Genomic DNA, 12,287 nt, shown 5'->3' with positions numbered 1-12,287 from the left:
CTCGACTCTGTTAAGTGAGTCCCATTTATGTGAACCATCCTTTCATTTGTTGTGAACATGTGTTTAATATCAATAACTAACTTATGACCCAGAGTAACGACCATGTTCTTCAACTCGCTCGCTGGCAGCAGCGCACTCTCTATCATTCAGATCAGCCGTCAGCATCCGCTGGGATTGGCCGCCGCCCGGCTCGCGGCCGAAGCCATCGCTGCGGACATGAGCGAGAGCTATCAACTCGATTGCGAATGGGCAGATGAAGAGGAGACCGAGCTACACTTTCGCGGCTCAGGGGTACATGGCACTCTCACCCTGGACGAAGATACCCTGGAACTGGAAGTGCATCTTGGCTTGATGCTGTTGCCGGTACGCAGCGTACTGGAGCAAGAGATCCTCGATTATGTCGACAATCGCTTACCTTGCCCCAAACGTGTTTGAAACTTTTCGTTGCACTGGCTTTAAATAAACCAGCTGTAAACGATGGCTGTTTGAAATAAGTTGGCAAGCCATATGGTTTGTCAGATTTATTATTCGGCGAGGTCTCGATTCTATTTTGTAAGTAATCTTTCATCTTTATTTCATATTTCGAGTCGGCACTCATTAATGTCATTCTGATTGCATCAAGTCTTCATCCGGATATGAGGGCAGAAGCAATTTGCCGCCTCGATAAATTCATTTTGTAGGGAAACAACCATGCCACTGAGTGAATTTATCTCCTGCGTCGATACCGCCTGGTTACGCATGGACAGACCCAACAACCTGATGCAGATCATCGGTGTCCTGATGTTTGAAGGAGAGCTTGATGAAGCGCGTCTGCGGGCCGGATTGCGCCATACCATTTCGGTGCAACCCCGCTTTCACCAGCGGGCCGTGCTGGAAGGGGGCTCCTACTACTGGCGTCATGATCCCGATTTCGATCTCGATCAGCACCTCAAGCGAGTGATCCTGCCGGGTGAAGCAGGCAAGCTGGAGCTGGAGAAGCTGGTGGCCGATCTCGCCTCGACGCCGCTCAACCACCAGCGCCCCCTGTGGGATATGCACCTGACCGACACGTCGCTGGGTGGGCAAGCGCTGGTGGTGCGCATTCACCACGCCATGGGCGACGGCTTCTCGCTGGTGCGGGCCATGCTGACCATGATGGATAACACCCCGGAAGGGGCGCCGCTACCACCGTCACCGGAGCCACTGGATGACAGCGATGACGAGGATGAGGAGGATTGCCACCAGGGCAGCCGTCTGGTGCGGGCCGGCCTCAAGCTGACCGGTAGCCTCTGGTCCAAATATGTCGAAGTGGTCACCCATCCCACCAAGGCGGTGGATTACCTCAAGACCGGGCGGGATGTGGCGAGCGAGCTGTGCAATATCGCCACCCTCGGTGATGATTCACCCTGCCGCCTGCGTGGCAAGACCACCAGCACCAAGCGGGTGGCCTGGTCGGAGCAAATTGATCTACCGGATATCAAGGCAGTGGGCAAGGTTCTGGGCTGCTCGGTCAACGATCTGCTGATCGCCGCCACCGCAGGGGCGTTTCGCCACTACCTGCAGGAGAAGGGGGATGATGCCAACAAGGTCAAGATCCGCGCCCTGGTGCCGGTCAATATGCGTGCACCGGACGATGAGGGGGCACTTGGCAACCGCTTCGGGCTGGTGGCCCTGGACTTGCCACTGGATGTTGAACACCCGTTGCAGCGGCTCTATACCGTACGTGACCGGATGCAGGCGCTGCGCACCTCGCTGCAACCCGTGGTAGTGCTCAACTTGTTACATGCCCTTGGCATGGCACCCAATGCGGTGCAGCAGCAGGCAGTCGAGCTGCTCACGGCCAAGGCCAGCGCGGTGATCACCAATGTGCCTGGCCCGCAGCAGACCCTCTATCTGGCTGGAGCAAAATTGCGTCAGCCGCTGTTCTGGGTGCCGCAATCGGGGGATATCGGCGTCGGCGTCTCCATCCTCTCTTACGATCACAAGGTGCAGCTTGGCCTTATCACCGACAAGAAGCTGGTTCCGGATCCGGATCGGGTGGTCGAGCGGTTTGCAGTGGAATTCGAGCAACTGCTGTTGCTGGTGCTGATGGAGCCGGAGCTGTTGTTTGACCCCAACGGGCTGGATGCGCTGCTCGGTTAAGCGAGCATTTGAAAGACCGATGGCGGCGTAGCCAACCGATCAGCACCCATCATAAAAGAGGCCAACCCGCGGGTTGGCCTCTTGTTTTGCTACCTCTTAGTGGCAGGAGTGGCGGTTAATCCTCCAGCTCTTCCCGCGCCGCCTCCACATCGAGACGCTCCATGGCATCCATGGGTTCGCACTCGGCCGCTTCGGCATAGAGGGCTTCGGCGGCTTTCAGGCGGCTCTTGCCGTGCAGCATCACCTGTGCGTTGGCGTACTCCATGCGGGCGATAGCCGAGTCGGGGATCAGCGCCAGCGCTTCCTTGAAGTGACGCTCGGACTCCTCCTTCTTGGCGCCATAGGTGAGGCCGCCGATCATGGCCCCCAGCTTGTCGACGATCTCCGCGTGCCAGGCGCCAAAGGCAATATGGGCCTCGGCGTGATCTGGCGCCAGCTCCAGCGCCTTCTCAAGGCTTGCCTTGATCTTGTCGCCAATTCCTTGCGAGAGGGCCTTGGAGATGGAAATGACCTGACTGTAGCGACCGAGGGCCAGCGCGTGGAAATACCAGGCGTTGGCGTTCTTGGGCTGGCGTTTTTGCAGCTTCTCGGCATGGCTGGCTGCCCGCTCGAAGGCGGCGCGCTTGGCATACTTGTCTTCCAGCAGATAGCTGGCGTGGATAACCAGCGCCTTGTTTGCCACATTGAGGCCCGCCTCACCGACCGCTTCGCCAAGGGCGACGGCCCGGGCAAAATCCCCGGCATGATAGGCCCGCCAGGCATCCTGTACCTGCTCATCCTCGGGCCAGGGTTCGGCATCCCCCTGATGGAGACGCTCCCAGTTGTCCGCCAGCTTCTGGCCAGCATACTCATAGGCCGCATCCTCGTAGGGGAAGGGGACAAATTCGAGTTGTGAAGTGGTCATGCTTGTTCTCCCTGTAGCATGTGAATCAAACCTTGTCGGTGTAGTGATGGGCGAGGGCGCCCAGATGAGCGCGGGCATCGGCCCGCAAATAGGGTGCGACCAGCTGCATCACCTGAAAGACGCCGAGGGCGATATCGGCGTCCGCCTTGGGGTGCAGTGCCCGCTGATAAGAGATCCAGAATGTGCCAACAAGCGCCACATTGGCCGCCAGCGTGCGCATCTGTTGCGCCGTGCCCTCCATCAGCCCGACCGTTTGCAGATGGTTGCAAATGGCGATGGCGGTCTGCTCCTTGCGGCGCAGCAGGGCGGAAAAGCGCTGTTCCACCTGATGATAACCACTCATCAGGGTCGCGATATCATAGTAGAGGAAACGGTACTGCCAGATGGCTTCAAACATCAGGTGGAGAAAGAGCCAGATATCTTCTGGCTCATCGGACGGGGTGCTGACCGCCTCCAGCAGGCGATCCATCTGCTGTTCAAATTCGCAGAACAGGGCGTTGACGATCTCCTCCTTGTTGTGGAAGTGGTAGTAGAGATTGCCCTGGCTGATCTCCATCTCGGCCGCAATGGCCGAGGTGGTGACGCTGGGTTCCCCTTGTCGATTGAAGCAGGTGAGGGCAGTGGTCAGGATCCGCTCCCGGGTACGACGTTTGAGTTTGCGATCCATGCTACTCCTTTGGTGATGAACGGCGCACGCCGTGGCGATAGCGTTTGGCAAGCCAGTGCTGCAACTGCTCCAGCGACTTGTCGAGGGCGGCAACCGAGCCAATGCCGGGGGCCAGCAGGGTGCGATCTTCATCGGCCAGCGCGGCCAGATTGAGCTCGAGGCCATGCTTGGCCAGCACCGGCGCCAGCTCGTTACGACGCAGCCAGAGATCGCGGCGGGTATGCTGGTAAGCGTGCTCGCATAGGCGGCGACGATCCCGGTAACTGAACACATTGGTGAAGAACATCTCGCCATCGGCTGAAGAGGGCTCAAACAGCAGGGCGTCGGCGTCGGGATATTGGTGTTTGTAGCGATCCATCCCCACATGCATGCGGGAGTGGATGATGGCGCGAAAAGTCTGGGCCAGCACCACCGGCAGACCGCTGTCCACCAGATTGGTCGGCGCGCCGGCGGCCATGTCCGCATCATAGGGCACCAGCGGATTGATGCAGAACACAAGATCCGCACCCTCTTCCAGCGCTACCGAAGCGTGCAGGGTCTTGATCAGCGCCCCGTCCACATAGTAACGCCCGTTAATCAATGAAGGGGGGAAGAGACCGGGCAGAGCGGCCGACGCCTGTACCGCCGCCGAGATGGGCACGTCATCGAGCCCCGGGCTACCAAAGGCAACCGGATGACCGGTGTCGAGTTCGGTTGCGACCACAAACAGTCGGCTGCGCAGCTGGCGAAAATCGTTGCTGCGACCGGGACGAGAGAAAAACTGGGTCAGGGTGCGATCTACCCCGCGGTTGTCAAACAGTCCGGTCGGAATGGCCTTGGAGAGCCCCTGCAGCGATTCAAACAGGCTGCGCTTCCAGGGCGCCGCCAAATAGTAGGTCAGGCTCTGCCACGCCAGCGGCGGGAGCGAGGTCAGGCGGTCGGCATATTCACGAAAGGCGGGGCGCAGCAAGGTGGCCGGGTCAAACATCTCCCCCGAATCATCGCTGAGCAGGATCCGCACCAGCTTAGCCGGCGAGATACCGTTGGCCAGCGCCGAGGCCACCACGGCCCCCGAACTGACGCCAACATAGATATCAGCATGGTCAAGGCGCAGGCCGTTGATGCTGTCAGAGAGGGCTGCGCAGGCACCGATCTCGTAGATGCCGCCGAGCGGCCCGCCGCCAGCAAGGGCAATTGCGATGGTACTCATAGCGTCGCCTCTCTATCCATGACATTCACCATGACAAGACCGGCCCAGCGCAGGGCATGGGCCGGTATCAATTACCTTCCGTCACCACGAGGGATCAGGGCAGGACGCTCTCTGCTTTGGCCTTCACCTCTTTCACCGCGTCTTCGGCGGCGGAGAGGAGATCGGCGGCCTGCTCAACCACGGCCTCTTTAGCCTTGGCTACCGGTGCCTTCTTTACCGGAGGCTTGCGGGCAGCGGGCTTTTTGGCGGCAGCCGGTTTGGCTTCTGCGGCCGGGGCTTCTTCTTCCTGTGCATCCAGCAGTTGCTGGACCACATCGGTCAGCTCGGCCATGCGCTTGGAGAGCTTGTCGATATCCTTGCGTGTCGGGATGCCGAGGCTGGCCACAGCGCGTGCCACGCGATCTTCAAACACCTGCTCCAGACGGCCCCAGGTATTGGCGGTCTTATCGGTCACAGCGGCAATCTTCTCATCTGCGCTCTGACGGGTTTTTGCTTGCAGCGCTTCACCTTCTTGCACCAGGGCTTCAAAGATCTTGCCACCCTCTTCCTGTGCTTTGGCATAGGCACCCAGACCCGCCAACCAGATCTGCTGGGTGGACTCCTTGATGGTGGAGGTGAGTTGGTTGTCGGTCACTGACCCTGCCAGCGCTTTCAATTTCTTAGCCATGATCTTCTCCTTGAATAACGACAGATAAATGTAATGGCGACAACGAAACTGCAATCGGGTTGTGGCATTACTGATTTTTCAACTTCAGTCTAGGGACAAAAAATAGAGGGTTCTACCTAATAACGGAACAGGCACACCACCGAAATTAGGGTTTGCTCACGAACCGACAATCAAATTGCGGATTCCCATATGAATCGTGATATATCTAACAACCTAGTAACACCCTAATCAGTAGCAGGATTCTCTTTATGAACTATTTCATTACTGGCGGTAGTGGTTTTATCGGGCGTCGATTGATCAAAAAGTTATTCCAACAGCATCCCGACTGTATCGTCTATTTTCTGATGCGCGCCTCTCATCAGGATAAATTGCCGGAGTTATTTGCATTCTGGAATGTGGATGAATCGCGCGCAGTCCCGGTTTTTGGTGACATGACGCAACCGCTGCTGGGGGTGTCGGTCGAGATGCAGGAGCAGTTGATCGGCAAGATCGACCACTTCTTCCATCTGGCTGCTATCTATGATCTGAACGCCAAGGCCGGGATCCAGCAGCAGGTCAACACCGAAGGGACCCGTCAAGCCGTTCAACTTGCCGAGCGGCTGGGGACGGGGCAGTTCCATCACTGCAGCTCCATCGCTGCCGCGGGCCTGTTCGATGGTCTGTTTCGCGAGGATATGTTTGATGAAGCCGAGCACCTCGACATGCCTTACTTCCAGACCAAGCACGAAGCGGAAGGGATTGTGCGAAACGAGTGCACAGTTCCGTGGCGAGTCTATCGACCGGGGATCGTTGTCGGTGACTCCAACACCGGCGAGATGGACAAGATCGACGGTCCTTACTACTTCTTCAAGACCATCCAGAAGCTGCGCCGTCTGCTGCCGCCCTGGATGCCCGCCATCGGGGTTGAGGGCGGGCGCATCAACATAGTGCCTGTCAACTTTGTGGTCGATGCCATGGTGCATATCGCCCATCAGGAGGGCGAGGAGAACAAGACCTTCCACCTGACCGACCCCAACCCGATGCGGGTTGGCGACATGCTGAGCACCTTCTCCCGCGCCGCCCATGCGCCGGAGCCTGCGATCCGCATCAACGCCTCTCTCTTTAACTTCATTCCCCGCCACCTGACCGCCATGCTGATGACCATGGCGCCGGTGCGCCGCATCCGCGATGCCGCCATCGCCGATCTGGGTCTGCCCAAGGATGTGTTCCGCCTTATCAGCTATCCCACCCGTTTCGACAGTCGCGAAACCCAGCGGGTACTGAAAGGGACAGGCATCGAAGTGCCACCGCTGCACAGCTACGCCTGGCGGTTATGGGATTACTGGGAGCGCCACCTCGACCCGGAGCTCTTCATCGATCGCTCCCTGCGTGGGCGGGTCGAGGGCAAGGTGGTACTGGTGACCGGAGCCACCTCTGGTATCGGCCGTGCAACCGCGCGCAAGCTGGCGGGTGCGGGGGCCAACGTCGTTACCATCGCTCGCGACGAGCAGAAGATTGCCGAGACTAAAGCGGAGTTTGCCGAGCTGGGGCTGACCATCGAAATCTATCAGGGGGATCTCTCCAATCTGGCGCAGGCCGAGGAGATCACCGCTCGCATCGTGGCCGATCACGGTGGCGTCGATATTCTGGTCAACAATGCCGGCCGCTCCATCCGCCGCTCCATCGAGGACTCCTTCGATCGCTTCCACGATCTGGAGCGCACCATGCAGCTCAACTACTTTGGCGCGCTCAAGGTGATCATGGGGGTGCTGCCCACCATGATCGAGAAGAAAAAAGGGCACATCATCAACATCTCCTCCATCGGGGTGTTGACCAATGCACCACGCTTCTCCGCCTATGTTGCCTCCAAGTCGGCCCTTGATGCCTGGGTGCGTACCGCCGCCTCCGAGTTTGCCGATAAAGGGGTGAGCTTCTCCATCATCAATATGCCGCTGGTGAAAACGCCGATGGTCGCACCGACCAAGGTCTATGAGCAGGTACCGATGATGACGCCGGAAGAGGCGGCCGATCTGGTGTGCGATACCATCATCAACAAGCATGTTCGTCTGGCCACTCGCCTCGGGGTATTTGGTCAGGTGGTTCACGCTCTGGCTCCGCGTGTCGCTCAGGTCATCATGAACACCAGCTTCCGCACCTTTGCCGATCCCAAGGATGGCGACAAATCCAAGGCCACCGCCGATCAGGTTGCCGTCTCGACCCTGATCAAGGGGATACACTTCTAACCGGGTGATGGGATAAAGAGATCAACAGGGGCCTGAGCAATCAGGCCCCTGTTTTATTTGGAATAGCAGTTGAAGAACGGTTAAGGAGGGTCAGACTCGGGACAGCAGATAAAGCAGCAGATCAGTCGTGCGGCGCGAGTAGAGCAGAGAGAGATGGCCAATGGCAGGCAACTCGATATCTTCCATTCCCGCCAATCGTTGCCGCTCCTGCGGCATCACCACATTGTCGTGACTGGTGCGCACCGAGATACCGGGCACGCAAAGCGGCACCGAGGCAAAACGCTGTAACCAACCGGAACCGGGCTCCATCTCACGGGCATTGGCCCCAAGCCCAAGGGCGGCAAGCTGACTGCCCTGATGAGGGGTGGCCAGCGTGATCAGCCGTGCGACCTTGTCACCACCATGGATAGCCAGATAGTCGCGGCAGACCAGCCCGCCCATACTGTGGCCGACCAGTACCAGCTTGTCAGCCCCGGTTTGCGCCAGCACATCGTCAATTCGCTTGGCCAATAGCGGCACCATGTCATCGATATGACCAAATGGTGGCATCAGGGTAATGGTGGCGACCACATGGCCTGCTGTCTCCAGTCGGGTGCGCTGGGTACGCCAGATCCCGCGACTGCAACCGTAACCATGCACCAGCAATACGGGGCGCTGGCATGGACGCAGCCGATCGGGTGCCATCAGCAAAGGCTCGAACGGCAACAGCAAGGTGAAGGTGTAGAGGTAGGCCAGCATCTCCTGCGCCATCATCTTCACCCTGCGCCAGGGGCCGATAGCCGGGGAGGGGTAGAAACGGGTAAACAGCCAGCTGCCGAGCACCACCAGACAACGCAACCCAAGCAGGGCAAACACAACAAACAGCAGGGTCAGCAACCAGGGGAATCCCACGACCAAGTGGGCGATACTCCCAAGGAGCAGCACCTCTACCATCAGCAGGATAAACAGGTGTCGTACGATCGTCATAAGGCCATGATCCGACCAGTCAGGCGTGGAAGTCAAACGGCACTTTGAGACAGCTTGATCCAGCGCGGCTTTTGTCGCTAACCCCCGGCGAACTCTTTTCCGATGAGGTTATTTGCAATACTGTATATCCATACATATACTCTATCCATCATCACCAAGAGGAGGCCATCATGGCTGTCGAGATCAAATATGTGGTTGTTCGTGGGGGAGTGGAAAAAATGACCTTTGCCAGCAAAAAAGAGGCCGATGCCTATGACAAGCTGCTGGATACGGCCGACGAGTTGATGACCCTGTTGGCTGGTGCCCCGATCGAGTTGGCGCCAGAGCAGCAAGAGAGTCTGGCATTCTACTTGGCAGAGCAGCGCGATGTGCTGCAAACCCTGCTGCGCGGCGGCAAGGTTCAGTCAGGCACGAAATAGGAAGAGGCCCCAGCAGCCAAGCGCAAGGAGAAGCCACTAAAGCAGGTGGCCTGATTGCACAGACCTGCTATTTCTCGGGATAAACAGCTCGCGGCATTCACTTTATTTGCATTTAAAACCACTTTCACGGCTATTTACCCCGAGAATTTTTTAACCATTCTGCATATCCCATGCATAACTGAATAGCGTGCACCACTGAGCGACACCAGCCAGATCTATGAGGAAATAATGAGCAAACAGTGGAGAGAACGTTATCCAGATCGCTCCTGGTGACCTTAATCAGCAACAACAAGAGGCAGTACCAATCCCAATAGAAGCCGCATTCATGTATCACGAGCCCTTTTCTAGCAACTCGGCTCACAGGCTCATACCGACTCATCTCAGCATCAACAAGCAACACCATGACTCAACAACCTTTATCCTTGCCGCCAGCCATGCCGCTGTTTGACAGCCTTATCTATCTGGAGGCCGGTAACCCACAGGTCAATCAGTACCTTGCCAACCTCAGCCTCAACGATGTGCCCGATGCCGGGCTGGTTTACGAACTGGCGGTCGATTGGCTGCTGGAGCAGCGCAACAGCGAAAACAACTACAAAACCTATCGCAGCGAACTGACCACTTTTTTGCACTGGTGCTTTCGCGAGGCGGCCATCAGCCCGAAAGATCTCACTCGCCGCATCATGATCCGCTATCTCGACTACTGTCAGTCGCCCCCTGAAGAGTTGATCGCCTATCGCAACGTGGCGCAGTTTGTCCTCGACAAGGAGTGGGGAGAGCGGTTGCCCAACCCGCAATGGCGACCGTTTCTCGGCAAGCGGGAGCTGGGCCGCACCTTGCCCTATCGCCTAAGCGAGCAGGCGATGAAGACCAAGCTCGCCATCTTGTCCGCCTTCTTCCAGTTCCTGATCCAGGAGGAGTACATGGACAGGAATCCCGCTCTGCTACTGCAGCGGGTCAAACGGCCGCAACAGCTGGAGGCCAATGATCAGGTGCAGGTCTTCAGCGAGTTGCAGTGGTCATACGTTATGCAGGCCGCCGACACCCTTGCCAACGACCATCCGGAGCAACACGAACGCAGCCGTTTTCTCACCATTCTGATGTACGCCTGCTATCTGCGGATCTCTGAGGTTGCAGCCCGGCCGGGCTTTACCCCTGTGATGGGGCAGTTCAGGCGGGATCGTAAAACCGGCGTCTGGGGCTACTTTATTCCGCAAAGCAAAGGGGGCAAACGGCGTACCGTAGCGGTATCCCAAGCGCTGTTGGCGGCACTCGAACGCTACCGCCGTTTCCTCGGTCTTTCTCCCTTGCCAACACCGGATGAACAGACACCGCTGTTCGTTCGCCATAAAGCGGCAGCCCACGGCCGCGAGCAAGGGGAACTCAACGCCAATCTCGGTATTCGCCAGTTACGGGATTTGATCATGGTGATCATCGGTAAAGGCGCAGAATTGGCAGAGCAGGATGGATTTGTCCAGGATGCGGCCGAAATGCGGCAACTCTCTCCCCATGCGATCCGCCACACCGGGATCACCCATGACATCAACCTGCATGGGAGACCGCTTTCCCACGTACAAGCCGATGCAGGACATGACAGCATCGACACCACTTCGAAATACCTGCACACCAGCAACAGCGAACGACATGAGAGCGCGCAACAAAAACCGCTAGACAGATTGAGCCAACAAACGAGAGATAATCGTTCAAAGGGCGGGTGAGCATCGTGACCAAAAAAAGTGATTCATTAAGGTCTCATTCAAGCTGGTGCCGTTATTTTGTACTTCTCTGGATGGCAACCGGTTCAGGGAACAGCAGGGCTGTTAAGAACGAGCAGGTAGCCATCCGCGGGATCAATATTTATTCCGTATCAGAGAGAAAAATAACCAAATCGCTTGCTCAAACATCGAGACAACCCCCTATGCCGATAGACATCATCAAGAAGACCTACAAGATTGTCGGACAAGGCGATCTGATGGCGCAATTTACCCTTATCCCCTCAGGCACGTTGAATATCTGGTTTCCCGAAACAGGATTGCAGATGGAGGCACCCTGTAGCCAACTTCATTTTGCAAATGACACCCTGCTCTATACCAACGGCATGCACTACAGCCAGGCGAGAGCATTCTGGTCGTTAACACTTCACGCTGTCGATATGAATGAACTGAAGAGGCTAATCATGGATATGTGCAGCAATGCCCACATATCCCATCCGCGAACGCCCATGCCCAAACGCAAACATTGGCTAATAGCCTGATCAGCCGGATTGAAAGAACAAGACTCGTCTCGCAAAAGGCGGGTCTTTTTCATTCTCTCTGTAGAGTGCATTGAGGTCTAAAAAGGTGATTTGATGACTTATACGAATGGTCATCATCGTGGGCTACCGAAAACACTCAGGAGCCAAACACAACATAACGAAAATATATAAATGGTTACGTTAAATGCACCATTATAAAAGTCACGAAAACCAAGAGGGGAGGGAGCGCTTATTGCATCAAGGGCATTAATGATCCGGCACTGTTGTAAGTGTGAACTATTCAATACGGGAAATTTGCATTTTTAGCATTTTGAGTAAGGGCAGGGGATCTGTCCACCCATTAAGGCGACTACTTTAACCAGGTCAAGACAGCCTCTAATAGTGGACTCTTGTCTCAAGATGGGACATTTGTGGTTTCAGAATATCGACTAAGGGGAGGGGACATGGTCCCAAGACATGTTCGGGTACAGCTAAATGAGCAGTTGGTGAACTAGCCAATTCTATTGCCAACGCTATGGCACCAAGCACGATGCATTGCCTGCTTTAGGTGAGGTTCTTCTGCATTTGGCTGCAAGATATCAAGATGGTTCTTCATCATGGATCGCATTGACCGGAGTTGTGTCGCCGTAGTGGTTAAATTCACTCAATGTTATCTCTCACAGAGATGCCGATAAATGGGGTTATCGGCATAATTTGTAAAGACTCTGTTATTCTTGACCTTCAACATGTCTCACCCAGAAATGACCGAGATCATCAGCGTCCTGCAAACCGGCAGCGCCTGGCCTGTGGATGTGGTGCGGCGCATCAGCCCAGGGGAAATGTCCGACGAGCTCCATGCTGCACGCCGCGAGGTCGCGCCAATCGATCATGCCTGAGCCATC

Annotated in this window: 12 protein-coding genes; 7 read left to right on the top strand and 5 right to left on the bottom strand. The window is 56.6% G+C overall.

Features of this window, described 5'->3' with window-relative positions:
- Nucleotides 1-102: 102 nt before the first annotated feature.
- Together ACTG2G_RS19870 and ACTG2G_RS19865 are read left to right on the top strand one after the other, a co-directional pair.
- Nucleotides 103-435 (top strand): polyhydroxyalkanoic acid system family protein, encoded by a 333-nt coding sequence (locus ACTG2G_RS19870; RefSeq protein WP_139494332.1) that lies wholly within the window; start codon nt 103-105, stop codon nt 433-435.
- Between the two features lie 255 nt (nt 436-690).
- Nucleotides 691-2,121 carry a wax ester/triacylglycerol synthase family O-acyltransferase gene (locus ACTG2G_RS19865; RefSeq protein WP_421386448.1) on the top strand — a complete coding sequence of 477 codons (1,431 nt, stop codon included), beginning with the start codon at nt 691-693 and terminating at the stop codon, nt 2,119-2,121.
- A 115-nt stretch (nt 2,122-2,236) separates the two neighbouring features.
- On the opposite strand, the gene ACTG2G_RS19860 is transcribed toward ACTG2G_RS19865, so the two are convergent.
- The 4 genes from ACTG2G_RS19860 to ACTG2G_RS19845 all read right to left on the bottom strand — a co-directional run bounded on the left by ACTG2G_RS19860 (nt 2,237) and on the right by ACTG2G_RS19845 (nt 5,548).
- Nucleotides 2,237-3,025 carry a hypothetical protein gene (locus tag ACTG2G_RS19860; protein ID WP_429205375.1) on the bottom strand — a complete coding sequence of 263 codons (789 nt, stop codon included), beginning with the start codon at nt 3,023-3,025 and terminating at the stop codon, nt 2,237-2,239.
- A 25-nt stretch (nt 3,026-3,050) separates the two neighbouring features.
- Nucleotides 3,051-3,692 (bottom strand): TetR/AcrR family transcriptional regulator, encoded by a 642-nt coding sequence (locus ACTG2G_RS19855; RefSeq protein ID WP_421386450.1) that lies wholly within the window; start codon nt 3,690-3,692, stop codon nt 3,051-3,053.
- Nucleotide 3,693: 1 nt separating this feature from the next.
- Nucleotides 3,694-4,881: a patatin-like phospholipase family protein gene (locus tag ACTG2G_RS19850; RefSeq protein ID WP_439984985.1), complete on the bottom strand. Its 1,188-nt coding sequence runs from the start codon at nt 4,879-4,881 to the stop codon at nt 3,694-3,696.
- A gap of 94 nt (nt 4,882-4,975) precedes the next feature.
- A complete protein-coding gene (locus ACTG2G_RS19845; RefSeq protein ID WP_005333118.1) occupies nt 4,976-5,548 on the bottom strand; it encodes a phasin family protein in 573 nt (190 codons plus the stop codon).
- Nucleotides 5,549-5,796: 248 nt separating this feature from the next.
- On the opposite strand from ACTG2G_RS19845, the gene ACTG2G_RS19840 reads away from it, so the two are divergent.
- On the top strand, nt 5,797-7,770 hold the full coding sequence (locus ACTG2G_RS19840) for an SDR family oxidoreductase (RefSeq protein WP_124929443.1): 1,974 nt from the start codon (nt 5,797-5,799) through the stop codon (nt 7,768-7,770).
- A 90-nt stretch (nt 7,771-7,860) separates the two neighbouring features.
- Here ACTG2G_RS19840 and ACTG2G_RS19835 read toward each other — a convergent pair whose 3' ends face one another.
- Nucleotides 7,861-8,736, bottom strand: coding sequence for an esterase/lipase family protein (locus tag ACTG2G_RS19835; protein WP_439984987.1), 876 nt, complete (start codon nt 8,734-8,736; stop codon nt 7,861-7,863).
- A gap of 170 nt (nt 8,737-8,906) precedes the next feature.
- Between ACTG2G_RS19835 and ACTG2G_RS19830 the strand changes: the two genes are divergently transcribed.
- From ACTG2G_RS19830 to ACTG2G_RS19815, 4 genes are all read left to right on the top strand, one after another.
- Nucleotides 8,907-9,155 carry a YebG family protein gene (locus ACTG2G_RS19830; protein ID WP_439984988.1) on the top strand — a complete coding sequence of 83 codons (249 nt, stop codon included), beginning with the start codon at nt 8,907-8,909 and terminating at the stop codon, nt 9,153-9,155.
- A gap of 434 nt (nt 9,156-9,589) precedes the next feature.
- Nucleotides 9,590-10,870, top strand: a complete 1,281-nt coding sequence (locus tag ACTG2G_RS19825; protein WP_421386490.1) for a tyrosine-type recombinase/integrase — start codon at nt 9,590-9,592, stop codon at nt 10,868-10,870.
- A 5-nt stretch (nt 10,871-10,875) separates the two neighbouring features.
- Entirely contained in the window at nt 10,876-11,406 is a 531-nt protein-coding gene (locus tag ACTG2G_RS19820; RefSeq protein WP_266134645.1) for a hypothetical protein, read from the top strand.
- Between the two features lie 725 nt (nt 11,407-12,131).
- Nucleotides 12,132-12,281 (top strand): hypothetical protein, encoded by a 150-nt coding sequence (locus ACTG2G_RS19815; protein WP_216953579.1) that lies wholly within the window; start codon nt 12,132-12,134, stop codon nt 12,279-12,281.
- Nucleotides 12,282-12,287 lie beyond the last annotated feature (6 nt).

The sequence above is a fragment of the Aeromonas sp. 55A genome, assembly GCF_051919665.1.
In the GTDB taxonomy this organism is placed as follows: domain Bacteria; phylum Pseudomonadota; class Gammaproteobacteria; order Enterobacterales; family Aeromonadaceae; genus Aeromonas; species Aeromonas veronii.
This window is presented reverse-complemented; position numbering and strand designations above follow the sequence as displayed.

Coding starts and splice junctions, on each gene's coding strand:
- ACTG2G_RS19870 (WP_139494332.1), top strand. CDS start 103: ATGTTCTTCAACTCGCTCGCTGGCAGCAGCGCACTCTCTATCATTCAG.
- ACTG2G_RS19865 (WP_421386448.1), top strand. CDS start 691: ATGCCACTGAGTGAATTTATCTCCTGCGTCGATACCGCCTGGTTACGC.
- ACTG2G_RS19860 (WP_429205375.1), bottom strand. CDS start 3,025: ATGACCACTTCACAACTCGAATTTGTCCCCTTCCCCTACGAGGATGCG.
- ACTG2G_RS19855 (WP_421386450.1), bottom strand. CDS start 3,692: ATGGATCGCAAACTCAAACGTCGTACCCGGGAGCGGATCCTGACCACT.
- ACTG2G_RS19850 (WP_439984985.1), bottom strand. CDS start 4,881: ATGAGTACCATCGCAATTGCCCTTGCTGGCGGCGGGCCGCTCGGCGGC.
- ACTG2G_RS19845 (WP_005333118.1), bottom strand. CDS start 5,548: ATGGCTAAGAAATTGAAAGCGCTGGCAGGGTCAGTGACCGACAACCAA.
- ACTG2G_RS19840 (WP_124929443.1), top strand. CDS start 5,797: ATGAACTATTTCATTACTGGCGGTAGTGGTTTTATCGGGCGTCGATTG.
- ACTG2G_RS19835 (WP_439984987.1), bottom strand. CDS start 8,736: ATGACGATCGTACGACACCTGTTTATCCTGCTGATGGTAGAGGTGCTG.
- ACTG2G_RS19830 (WP_439984988.1), top strand. CDS start 8,907: ATGGCTGTCGAGATCAAATATGTGGTTGTTCGTGGGGGAGTGGAAAAA.
- ACTG2G_RS19825 (WP_421386490.1), top strand. CDS start 9,590: ATGCCGCTGTTTGACAGCCTTATCTATCTGGAGGCCGGTAACCCACAG.
- ACTG2G_RS19815 (WP_216953579.1), top strand. CDS start 12,132: ATGTCTCACCCAGAAATGACCGAGATCATCAGCGTCCTGCAAACCGGC.